This is a genomic window from Niallia sp. HCP3S3_B10, assembly GCF_052064465.1.
Taxonomy (GTDB): Bacteria; Bacillota; Bacilli; order Bacillales; family Cytobacillaceae; genus Niallia; species Niallia hominis.
Genome location: NZ_JBQHVO010000014.1, coordinates 1 through 11,692 on the forward strand (window position 1 = coordinate 1; position 11,692 = coordinate 11,692).

Consider the following 11,692-nt stretch of genomic DNA (forward strand, 5'->3'; position numbering starts at 1 on the left):
TCGCTTGGTGGCCTTTTTGTCTAGTTGGGGGACGAGTCCCCCAACTAGACAAAAAGGATATTTATTCTCCCACAAACATTTTACTCATACTACTTTGGAAAGATTCTCTCTTATTCCTTTTTCTCCTTTCATTTCAATCATCATTATTTTATAAAAAAACTCATAAAAAAAAACCGCGATAATTTCGCGGTTTTAGTGAAATACTATTATATGTAATTATTTCACTGCGTCTTTAAGTGCTTTACCTGGTTTAAAAGCAGGAACTTTGCTTGCTGCGATTTCAATTTCTTCACCAGTTTGTGGGTTACGACCTTTACGAGCCGCACGTTCACGTACCTCGAAGTTACCAAAACCGATAAGTTGAACCTTATCACCATCTTTTAAAGCATTCAAGATTGTATCGAAAACAGCGTCAACTGCTTTAGTAGCGTCCTTTTTTGATAGTTCACTTGCTTCAGCAACTGCATTGATTAATTCTGTCTTGTTCATGCCTTTCACCTCCTCCCGAGTGTTTCAAATAAAAGCCTAAAATTAGTTTCATATCTTTATTTGTAAACAAATTAACGGAATTATATACGTCCTACCGAATTTTTTCTTAAATGACATACATTTGTTCACTCAAAGAAGTATTCAAGTATAAAGTAACTTAACCCTTACATAAAGAATAAGAAACCTTATATAACGCTAATTCCTTTAAAAGATTATCATAATCGTTTATGCATATCAAGAAATTTTATGTATTGATAGCGATATTTTCTTATTTTGAAATAAAAGCGTAACATTAAAACCATAAAATTTCCATTTACAACCAAAATTAAAACGTAAAAAGAACTATAACTCCATTGTTTCACTTAAGTAAATGGTGGGTATAAGAATAAATAAAATGCCTCTATTAGGCTTTTTTTATACCAAATTTCGCTTTCTTCTCGAAATAAAATAAAAAAAAAGAACCCTAAAATAGAGTTCTTACAAAATAATTGCTATTAGTCCACCAGAACCTTCATTGATAATTCTTTCTAATGTTTCTTTTAATTTATAGCGAGCATTTTCTGGCATAAGGGAGAGTTTAGCTTGAATGCCTTCTCGGACGATTGAACTTAAGCTTCTTCCAAAAATATCTGAATTCCAAATTGATAATGGATCATCCTCAAAATCCTGCATTAAATATCTGACTAATTCTTCACTTTGTTTTTCCGATCCAATAATTGGAGCAAATTCACTTTCAACATCTACTTTAATCATATGGATAGAAGGCGCTACAGCTTTTAGTCTAACGCCGAATCTAGATCCCTGACGGATGATTTCAGGTTCATCTAAGCTCATATCAACTAAGGATGGAGCAGCAATCCCATAACCTGTTTGCTTCACCATTTTTAATGCGTCTGAAATTTGATCATATTCCGTTTTTGCATGGGCAAAATCTTGCATTAATTCTAGTAAGTGGTCTTTTCCTCTAATTTCTACCCCGACAATTTCTTTTAAAATGTCATCATATAACTCATCTGGTGCAAATAGATCAATTTCGGCAATCCCTTGGCCCATTTCAATGCCAGCTAGACCAGCATTTTCAATAAATTCATATTCACTAAATTGAGAGACAACTCTATCTACATCTCTTAATCTCTTAATGTCTTTTACTGTTTCTTTTACTGCTTCTTGGTAATTATCTCTTAACCAATGATTTTCTCTTAATACCATTACCCAGCTCGGTAAATTCACATTTACTTCCAATACCGGGAACTCGAATAATGCTTCACGCATTACATTTAAAACATCTGCTTCACGCATACTTTCTACACTCATCGCAATTACTGGGATATCGTATTTTTCAGAAAGCTCATCCTTTAATGCTTCCGTATTGGGATGATATGGCTGTGCACTGTTTATAATCATAATAAACGGCTTCCCAACCTCTTTTAATTCCTCAATTACTCTATTTTCAGCTTCTAGATAGTTACTTCTTGGAATATCGCCAATAGTACCATCTGTTGTAATAACTACTCCAATTGTACTGTGCTCTTGAATTACCTTTCTAGTTCCTATTTCAGCAGCTTCATGGAATGGAATTGGTTCTTCATACCATGGTGTATTTATCATTCTAGGCCCATTTTCATCCTCATATCCTTGTGCTCCAGGCACTGTATAGCCAACACAATCAACAAGCCTAATATTTACTTCTAACCCTTCATCTACTTTAATAGAGGCCGCTTGATTTGGAACGAACTTCGGTTCTGTTGTCATAATCGTTTTTCCTGCTGCACTTTGAGGAAGCTCATCTTTTGTTCTTGTTCTTTCCCCTTCATTTTCCATATTCGGAATTACGACCAATTCCATGAATTTTTTTATAAAAGTTGATTTTCCAGTACGTACTGCACCTACTACACCTAAGTAAATATCACCGCCCGTTCTTTCGGCAATATCTTTAAAAATATTTACCTTTTCCAAGTGATCCCCTCCTGAACTTTTCCTAGTACATGGGATAGAATTATCCTTTTAATACTATTAGACAATATATATTTATGATGTTGTCCTATCTCTTTATGACTTATTTTTTATTTTCCCCTCCTTTTTTTTGCTAGTTTTTATATTTACTTAGCAAGTTAGTTGTTTATGAACGTAAAAATGGTACCCATCCATACGTTTTTTATTTGATTCTGAAATTTACCTAATTCATAAAAAACACTCATAGATAAAATAAAAAACCTTCTCTTCAATATATACATGAAGAGAAGGGATATGACATTTTTGTTTGGAAAAAAGATAGAAAAGAGACAAGGAAGGGAAAATAATATTAATCAGCCAGTCTTTCTAGTTAACCAACATGTTTCAAGGTTTTCACACATCTCTATAATAAAGCATTTAAACTAAATCATCACTATGATTTAAGCGAACTTCCATTTGTGGATGCTTTCTTTCCTGACACCTAATGGGTAGTTGAGGCAATTTAACCTTCACGGATAGTTTTATCTTCCACTTTCTTCCTCAAATTATCCTAAGCTTTCTGTTGCTTCTTCCTGAAGTTTAAAAATGGGAAAAATAAAAAAATCAAAGTAAAAAGTAGGGGAAACTTTTCACTTTGATTATCCATCAACTATTTGACCCATACCCTGTTCATTCCACTAGGTTGCTTCAAAACATTTTATGTTATTACATCCATTTTCGAACCATTAAAACGCCTATATTTGCTTAAAAAGATTCCTTTTTCATCCTTTTATAAGAAAGGATGAAAAATACACATCTTTTTCTTATTCTATGTACTGAGAGGCAAGGATGTTTATTAAATCTTCCATTTCATTCGTTTTTCCTCTTGCCATTAAGCTCTCTACGGCAGCTTTTGCATCTTGATCATTAAATAAAATCTGGAATAAAGCATTCGTAATAGGCATCGTAACACCATATTTTTCTGACAGCTGATGTGCAGCTTTTGTAGTCCGAATTCCTTCCACAACCATACCCATTTGAGCAAGAACTTCATCTAACACTTGGCCTTTTCCAAGCATGTTACCAGCTCTCCAGTTTCTAGAATGGACACTTGTACATGTAACAATTAAATCTCCAATCCCAGTCAAACCTGCAAACGTAAGGGGATTTGCTCCCATTCTTGTTCCCAGCCTAGCCATTTCAGCAAGTCCTCTTGTTATTAAAGCTGCCTTGGCATTATCACCAAATCCTAAACCATCTGCAATACCTGCACAAACTGCAATGATATTTTTTAATGCTCCGCCAATTTCAACACCTATAAGATCTGGATTTGTATAAACCCTGAAATTATGATTAATAAATAAATCTTGAACAAGTTCTGCTTCGGTCATATTCTTGGATGATACTGTAACGGTCGTCGGATGTCGAAGACTCACTTCCTCTGCATGACTAGGACCTGATAATACAACAATGCTTTTTCGTTTACTTTCTGGTATCTCTTCCTCGATAATTTCAGAAATACGCATTAACGTTTCAGGCTCAATTCCTTTACTAACATGAATGATTGTTTTTGGTTCGTTTATATATGGAAGCAATTGCGGAATAACCTCTCGCATCGCTTTTGTTGGTATAGCTAAAATAATAAAATCAACATTGCGAACACTTTCTTCTAAAGATGTAGTTCCGACTACTTCTTTAGGTAAGGTTATACCTGGTAAATATTTATTATTTTGATGCAAATTATTGATCTCTGCAATATTTTTCTCATCTTTACCCCAAATACGAACAGTATGACCATTATCGCCAAGTACTAATGAAAGTGCTGTTCCCCAACTGCCAGCACCAATCATCGCTACAGTTTTTTGAATTTTCATCTTCTTTACACCTCTATTATTTTCTTTCTCTTGCAAAGATTTTAATCGGTGTTCCCTCAAAACCAAATGCATCTCTAATACGATTTTCTAAAAATCGCTCATAAGAAAAGTGAAGTAATTCTGGATCATTGACAAAAACGACAAAAGTTGGTGGTCCAACCGCAACCTGGGTAGTGTAGTATATTTTCAATCGTTTACCTTTATCGGTTGGAGTAGGATTCATCGCTACAGCATCCATTATAACATCGTTCAACACACTTGTTTCCACTCTACGAGTATGATTTTCGCTAGCAACTTTAATCATCGGTATTAATGTATGAATCCGTTTCTTCGTTTTTGCTGAAAGGAAAACAATTGGAGCATAATCAAGGAATAAGAAATGTTCCCTAATATTTTGTTCAAATGTTTTCATTGTTTTCTCATCTTTTTCTACTGCATCCCATTTATTCACGACAATAATCACTGCTCTTCCAGCTTCATGTGCATATCCAGCAATTTTTTTATCCTGTTCAATAATTCCTTCTTCTCCATCAATAACAACTAAAACAACATCCGATCTTTCAATTGCTCGCAATGCTCGTAATACACTATATTTCTCTGTAGATTCGTATACTTTTCCTTTTTTTCTCATTCCTGCTGTATCGATAATAACAAACTTTTCTCCGTTAACCGTTACCTCAGAATCAATTGCATCTCGAGTAGTACCAGCTACATTACTAACGATTACTCGATCTTCTCCTAACATTGCATTAACTAAGGATGATTTCCCTACATTTGGTCTCCCAATAAGAGAAAATTTAATAATATCATCACCGTAATCCTTTGTATCATGCTTAGGAAAATGCTTTGCAGCTTCATCCAATAAATCACCGAGACCTAAACCATGAGATCCTGAAATTGGAAATGGTTCGCCAAATCCTAATGCATAAAAATCATAGATTTGTTCTCTCATATCCGGATTATCTACTTTATTAACGGCAAGAACAACTGGCTTTTTAGCTTTATACAATATTTTTGCAACTTCTTCATCGGCAGAAGTAACCCCTTCACGACCATTTGTTATAAAGATAATAACATCTGCCTCTTCTATTGCTATCTCCGCTTGCATACGTATTTGATCTAAAAATGGTTCATCCCCAATATCGATTCCACCTGTATCAATAAGATTAAAATCATGGTTTAACCATTCTGCAGAGCTATAAATACGATCTCTCGTTACTCCTGGTATATCTTCCACAATTGAAATACGTTCTCCCACTATCCGATTAAAGATAGTCGATTTTCCTACATTCGGTCTTCCAACTATCGCAATAACTGGTTTAGCCATCGCTATCATTCCCTTCACACATAATCATTCTATCCATGCCACATGATTCCTTAAAAAAATAGTAACTAAGTAATCACAGTGTTAAAGAACATTCTTAAATTATTTATTACCTTTATAACATAAGTACATGAAAATATAGTACTTCCGCTTTTTAGTTTCGTGGATATTAGAATTCTTTATCATTCGAATTTGTTGTTTTTTAGGCTGAAATCACACTCTTATAAGCAAGATTAAAAACAAAATGAAAAACTTATTCCTAAGATTCTAAACATAATGAAACCAATAATCGATTGCTCAAGTAATACCCTTTAACATAAAAATAGTAAAAATAGGGGCTAACCCTAAAATAGAGAAGTAGACCCCTAACTAAAACAGTTTATCAAAGAGATGTTATCCAAGCAACAGAAAACTACATTTCTTTACAATAATCATCATTTTTATAACTTTTTCACAATGTATGCGCTAATTCGTATATATTGGTTTTTATAAAATATATAAGCTCCCTTACACCCTAATCTTTTATAAACTAAATCCTATTGAAAACTTCCTTCTTCATTGGAAAACTTTATCTAATTTGCATTTAATGCTTTACTATAATATAAACTTCCTCCCCAATTTTATGAGCAATCCCATCTAATATAGCTTCTAGATTAGTGGCAACATTCTCCATCTCAGTCGTATTTTCACAATAATACACACCGTTTCCTGGTGCGACTTTGCTTGGATTAGTTGTAATGGAGGCTAAAATGTATTTTTCTAAATTCATTCTATCTCTCCCTCTCTTTCTAAGCGTTTACTGGGCATCCGAATGGCATTTTCTAACGTTGGCACGGCTCCAATAATACTAATCGCCTTTTTTTCATTTTGTATTTGAGGTAGCACGAATACAGCCACCCTTCCATCCTCTAAATCCCGTTTAGCTAATGGTACTAATGCGGGTGTTCCAGAGTCTCGATAGACACCAAGAGCAGTAGTCACATCATATAGAATTGCCTGCCTCTGTCCTAAATTTGCAATGGTAGTTCTGGCATTAAAATTTTTAGGAGTCAAGATAAAGCCCATTCCATACTTTAAGACTTCCTTCTGCCGCTCTGGCAAACCAATATTCATAATATAAATGGTATCTACATATAGACCCGAATCATCAAACATTGGCTTTGCATATGAAATATCTACAATATCCTTTAATTGACCACCAGACATCAATTTTTTCGCTATGATTACAGAGATGATTGCTGCAAGAATACCTGTCCATATATTATAAATAATATAGCCAAAGGTGCTTAAAAGACCTGCAAACATTACCAAATAGTTCCTGCTTTCAAAAGCAATAGCAATTCCTTCAATATACGTTTTTCCTCTTGGAACCATTTCGAAACTATCCAACTCCGTAAGCGTATTTCGTTCCATATTTCTAACCTCTCGAAATTGAGAAGCTGCAACAGTTAAGAAAGTTACTGCTGTATAATCTTTGTTTAAGATTGCAGGAATGGCCACGGAACCCAGCCCTGCTGCTATGAAGCCTAGCGCGATATGAATAATTTTCCCATGCAAATAAGTAGGATATTGGCGATAATCTGTTCTTAGCATATACATTCTTAATATTGTCCCAACAATTACTCCAAGTAAAATTGGATAAGTAAAGTTACTCATATATTTTTTTGTCTCTCCTTTTCAAGCATAAATACATGCTGTTCCCATTTTACTAGTGTCATTCTTATATAAAATAGGGATAAGAATCCAACTACACCAGGCATTAAATAGTCAAAAAAGCTCAAAGAACCAATATAATATTCCATCTGATAATTTCTTAAAATGCTACTCAATAATATTTCTCCAGTGCTACTTCCAATTAGCAAAATAAGTATTTGACAGACTATATTTTTATGTAAAAGGATAACTAGGACAAACAATATACTTACTTTAAGCCAAGGTCCTGGAATAAATACCCAGATAGGATCAATGATTGCCATCAGTTCATATGTGGCATAAGTTAACATCGTAAAAAAGGACGCTATGATAATATAAATAGTCGTTTTCCATCGTAAACGACCAGTAGAATAAAACGAGATAATTAATATACTCAAAAGTAAAACAGAACTACTTATTTCATGCCACTCCCATTTAAAGGGGCTTAAAACAATTGCTATTAATACATAAATGGAATATTTAGTTCGCTTCGGATTATCTTTTTGTAAAAAAAACGTCGTAACAATCCAGATAAACCATGCACAAAATAAAAAGATTGATCCCTCCATTATACTCACTCTCCTAATTCCCATTATGTCTCGGCAGGATGTAATTTAAACGAAAAAGATACAAGTAAACAAAGGAAATATGTTGCTATGCAAAAGGAATTTTTTTCATCATGTAGTTTCGACTATTCTGTAGAATACTAAAAAGAAACTTCCATTAAGGAAGTGAACGGACCATGTCATGAATGGAATCAATTAATTATTTTGGGAGGTAAATTCTATGGCTAAGGATAGACAGGAAAAAAAATTAAAACAAAGTAACCGAGTAGAGTCTGACCGTGACCAAGCACTTCATTATAATGGTTCAACTCGATTACAAAGTCCTGAAGAAGGCAGATTATTAAACGATAATAAGTAGGCATTGCAAAAAGGGTGACCTAAAAAAATGGCCACCCTATTATATCTTCTTTCTATTTAACGAAACAAAGAAATTAGTTTTTCAACTTTTTCAATTGTTCTCCAATCATATCACCTAATTGGAAACCTTTTGATTCTTCAGGAAGCTCATACACTTCTTCCTCATCCACTTCTTTCTCTGTAAGTTCTTTAATACTTAGTGAAAGGCGTTGGTCTTCTTCGTTAACATCTAAAACTTTCACTTGAACTTCTTGACCTTCTTTTAGCACTTCATGTGGTGTTCCAATATGTTTATGGGCGATTTGTGAAATATGCACAAGTCCTTCTACCCCTGGGAACACTTCAACAAACGCGCCATATGAAACAATACGCTTAACTGTTCCATCTAGTACACTACCTTTTTCAGCACGATCTGCAATGTTCGCCCATGGTCCTGGCTGTGTTTCTTTAATAGATAAAGAGATACGGTCATTATTACGATCTACACTTAGTACCTTCACATTTACTTCCTGACCTTCTTGAACTACATCTGTTGGGCTAGAAATATGTTCATGGGACAATTGAGAAATATGAACTAATCCATCAATGCCTCCCAAGTCAACAAACGCACCAAAATCAGTAATTCTTTGTACAGTACCTGTTAGTGTTTGGCCAGCTTCAATCGAGTCAAGAAGATTTTGCTTTTGCTTACTTTTCTCTTCCTCTACTACAGCGCGATGGGATAGAATAAGGCGGCTTTTATCTTTTTCTAGTTCGACAATTTTAAAAGAAATTGTCTTACCTTTGTAATCAGAAAAGTCTTCTACATAATGAGCTTCTACTAAGGATGCAGGTACAAAGCCTCTTACACCAAGATCAACAACAAGTCCGCCTTTAACAACGTCTTTTACTTCTGCTTCGAAAACTTCACCTGAATTAAACTTCTCTTCAAGTTGATCCCACGCCTTTTTGGCATCGACTTTTCTTTTTGATAAAACAAGGGCATCCTCTTCCACTTTAATAACTTCTAATTCAAGCTTGTCTCCTTCTGACACAACATCACTTGCTTTTTCAATGTGCAAGCTTGATAATTCACTTATTGGAAGTATCCCATCAAGTTTACTATCACTGATTGCAACAATTACCTGTTTTTCTTCTACCTTCGTAATCTGACCATTTACTACGTCTCCAACAGAATAATTATTTACAACTACATCATTTAATTCCTCAGACATATGTACTCCTCCTTCGACTCTACCTGCATAAATATTTGTTTAAAAACATCCTGCAGCTTAAATAAATTTATCATGCATACGAATTTTAAGAATTCTTCTCTTTAAACTTCTTACAAACTTGTTTTTTTGTCAAGCAAGAAACACTAGACTAGTTTTTAAGATTAAGTGGATCTTCTATCTGTTAAAATTAATTGCTTATTTTTTCTCTTGTTAATTCCATGATTTTATCTACTACATTATAAATAGATAAAGAAGTTGTGTCGATTTCAATCGCATCATCCGCCTTCTTAAGGGGGGCAACTTCACGTTCTGAATCTAATTTATCCCTTGCAGCAATTTCCTGTTTTAATTGTTCTAAGTCAGATTCATATCCTTTTTCTATGTTCTCTTTATGTCTTCTAAAAGCTCTTTCATCAACAGACGCTAAAAGGAATACTTTCACCTCAGCAGTAGGAATCACATGGGTGCCGATATCTCTACCATCCATTACCACTCCACCATTTACTGCAAACATTTGCTGCCTTCTTACCATTTCTTCCCTTACAAGCTTATGCTTCGAAACGATAGAAACAGAGTTCGTTACTTCACTTGAACGAATTTCCTTTGTTACGTCTTTGCTATCTAAGAAAATTAATTGTCCTTGCTCACCTGGGAATAATTCAATCACAGTCTCATTTAACATATTTATTAAATTCTCTTCTTCTTCTAAATTCAATTTATGATTTATTGCCTTATAGGTTAATGCTCTATACATCGCACCTGTATCGATATAAATATATCCTAATTGTTCTGCGACAATCTTTGCAACCGTACTTTTCCCTGCAGCTGCGGGGCCATCAATTGCAATGCTAATTTTCTTTTCCATAAATCCTCCTGAACTACTGGCTCAAATATACCAATTATCTTATTAAAATTCTCCATAACCGTTGTTGGCTTCTAAAGAATATACAATCCTTCTTAAAAGCAGCATCTCATCATTAGGAGAGCTAGCCTTAATTTGGCTTAACTATCTTTTATTTTAACATATTTCTTTTCATTTTTTATCACTAATATCGGCTTATTTATGTAGCATTTTTGTATATAACAATTATAAGAAAAAAAGACAAATTTCTTCATTCATGTTTTATTTTCTTCCAAAAGTCTCAAGAAAGGATATAAAATTGGAATCCATAACTCCTTCATATTGGGTAATGGTTCTTATTTCCGGGATAATATCCCACATATGAAATATTTGACCAACTAAAAAAAAGACGATTTGAAGCAGGATTATCTTTATTATAATTCTTTCTACCGTTTTCATTCGAAGCACTCCTTTTACTAGCCACTACTACAATCGTAGAGAAGAAAGTAAAACTTCCTAGCGATCATCAATACGAATTCATCCTATAAAGTTAGTATCGGAGTTTTAGTATTCCTTTATTCAGATTTCAAGCCCTTTCTTTTTTAAGGATAATTGGCGGTCAAAACTAAATCTTAACATCGACTGACGATCCACTGGCTCAATATCTAAAAATTCAATAGACATTTTATTGCTATTTTCATTGTAATCAATGATTTTTTTAATCTCCGCATCTAGATGCAAATAATTATACTCTCCGTTCTGTAAGGGTAAGACTAATGAAACTTTTATCTTACTATTTTCCTCTAAGTATATTTTTTTAGGAACAATAACCGCAGCTCCCCCTGCACTAAAATCTAAAGATACCGTTGTGAATGGCTGAAAGGAGTTCTCTACTTCCATTGGATGAATAGCCATATCAATACTTGTTTCAATCCGTACGAATTGTCTTCGCTGAATTTTAATCATTTGATCTATGCTAGGTAATGAAAGAATTAACACCGGTACATTATTATCTTTTTTTCTTCCGATTACTTCTGAATGAAATAAATAAGCGATTCCTTCATTTGTAACAAAATTCACTCTTAATTGAGCACCATTCATTAGAAAAATCAGCTTATTTGTTTCAAGATGAATGGGATATTCAATATAAAGGGATTTTTCCTCCATTCCTAAAACACGGCTTTTATATTGATCAACTTTTTTTTCTCCATGAATCGGTTCAATAATTAATGTATCTCCAATTGAAATCACTTATCTCACACTTTCCTTTTTTTGGATTATATCTACCTTTATTATGTACTTTATTTTTATTTAATTGTAGCACTTCTATCCGTAAATAGTTCTTAGGACTCATAAATATACTCTATACACCGAACTATATACCTACTTTCATGTATCATTAT

General features: G+C 33.8%; 12 protein-coding genes. 1 reads left to right on the forward strand and 11 read right to left on the reverse strand.

Features of this window, described 5'->3' with window-relative positions; all coding sequences use genetic code 11:
- Positions 1-216: 216 nt before the first annotated feature.
- The 7 genes from ACTNDN_RS08720 to ACTNDN_RS08750 form a co-directional block, all read right to left on the reverse strand.
- On the reverse strand, positions 217-489 hold the full coding sequence (locus ACTNDN_RS08720) for an HU family DNA-binding protein (RefSeq protein WP_016203034.1): 273 nt from the start codon (positions 487-489) through the stop codon (positions 217-219).
- 477 nt (positions 490-966) lie between these two features.
- Complete coding sequence (gene spoIVA, locus ACTNDN_RS08725) at positions 967-2,445, reverse strand: stage IV sporulation protein A (protein WP_031538299.1); 1,479 nt, start codon at positions 2,443-2,445, stop codon at positions 967-969.
- A gap of 800 nt (positions 2,446-3,245) precedes the next feature.
- A complete protein-coding gene (locus ACTNDN_RS08730) occupies positions 3,246-4,295 on the reverse strand; it encodes an NAD(P)H-dependent glycerol-3-phosphate dehydrogenase (RefSeq protein ID WP_031538298.1) in 1,050 nt (349 codons plus the stop codon).
- Between the two features lie 16 nt (positions 4,296-4,311).
- Complete coding sequence (gene der, locus ACTNDN_RS08735; protein ID WP_031538297.1) at positions 4,312-5,622, reverse strand: ribosome biogenesis GTPase Der; 1,311 nt, start codon at positions 5,620-5,622, stop codon at positions 4,312-4,314.
- 580 nt (positions 5,623-6,202) lie between these two features.
- Positions 6,203-6,388 carry a capping complex subunit for YIEGIA gene (locus ACTNDN_RS08740; protein ID WP_031538296.1) on the reverse strand — a complete coding sequence of 62 codons (186 nt, stop codon included), beginning with the start codon at positions 6,386-6,388 and terminating at the stop codon, positions 6,203-6,205.
- Positions 6,385-7,275 (reverse strand): YIEGIA family protein, encoded by an 891-nt coding sequence (locus tag ACTNDN_RS08745; protein ID WP_031538295.1) that lies wholly within the window; start codon positions 7,273-7,275, stop codon positions 6,385-6,387. The genes ACTNDN_RS08740 and ACTNDN_RS08745 overlap by 4 nt, the downstream gene beginning before the upstream one ends.
- Entirely contained in the window at positions 7,272-7,880 is a 609-nt protein-coding gene (locus tag ACTNDN_RS08750) for a YphA family membrane protein (protein WP_441131087.1), read from the reverse strand. Before ACTNDN_RS08750 ends, ACTNDN_RS08745 begins: the two co-directional genes overlap by 4 nt.
- A 217-nt stretch (positions 7,881-8,097) precedes the next feature.
- On the opposite strand from ACTNDN_RS08750, the gene ACTNDN_RS08755 reads away from it, so the two are divergent.
- Entirely contained in the window at positions 8,098-8,235 is a 138-nt protein-coding gene (locus tag ACTNDN_RS08755) for a YpzI family protein (RefSeq protein WP_065429089.1), read from the forward strand.
- Positions 8,236-8,308: 73 nt separating this feature from the next.
- Here the strand turns inward: ACTNDN_RS08755 and rpsA are convergent, their stop codons facing one another.
- The 4 genes from rpsA to ACTNDN_RS08775 all read right to left on the reverse strand — a co-directional run bounded on the left by rpsA (position 8,309) and on the right by ACTNDN_RS08775 (position 11,540).
- On the reverse strand, positions 8,309-9,448 hold the full coding sequence (gene rpsA, locus ACTNDN_RS08760; protein ID WP_031538293.1) for a 30S ribosomal protein S1: 1,140 nt from the start codon (positions 9,446-9,448) through the stop codon (positions 8,309-8,311).
- 187 nt (positions 9,449-9,635) lie between these two features.
- On the reverse strand, positions 9,636-10,313 hold the full coding sequence (cmk, locus tag ACTNDN_RS08765; protein WP_031538292.1) for a (d)CMP kinase: 678 nt from the start codon (positions 10,311-10,313) through the stop codon (positions 9,636-9,638).
- Between the two features lie 258 nt (positions 10,314-10,571).
- A complete protein-coding gene (locus tag ACTNDN_RS08770; protein ID WP_031538291.1) occupies positions 10,572-10,748 on the reverse strand; it encodes a DUF5359 family protein in 177 nt (58 codons plus the stop codon).
- 120 nt (positions 10,749-10,868) lie between these two features.
- Positions 10,869-11,540 carry a flagellar brake protein gene (locus ACTNDN_RS08775; protein ID WP_031538290.1) on the reverse strand — a complete coding sequence of 224 codons (672 nt, stop codon included), beginning with the start codon at positions 11,538-11,540 and terminating at the stop codon, positions 10,869-10,871.
- Between the last annotated feature and the right edge of the window lie 152 nt (positions 11,541-11,692).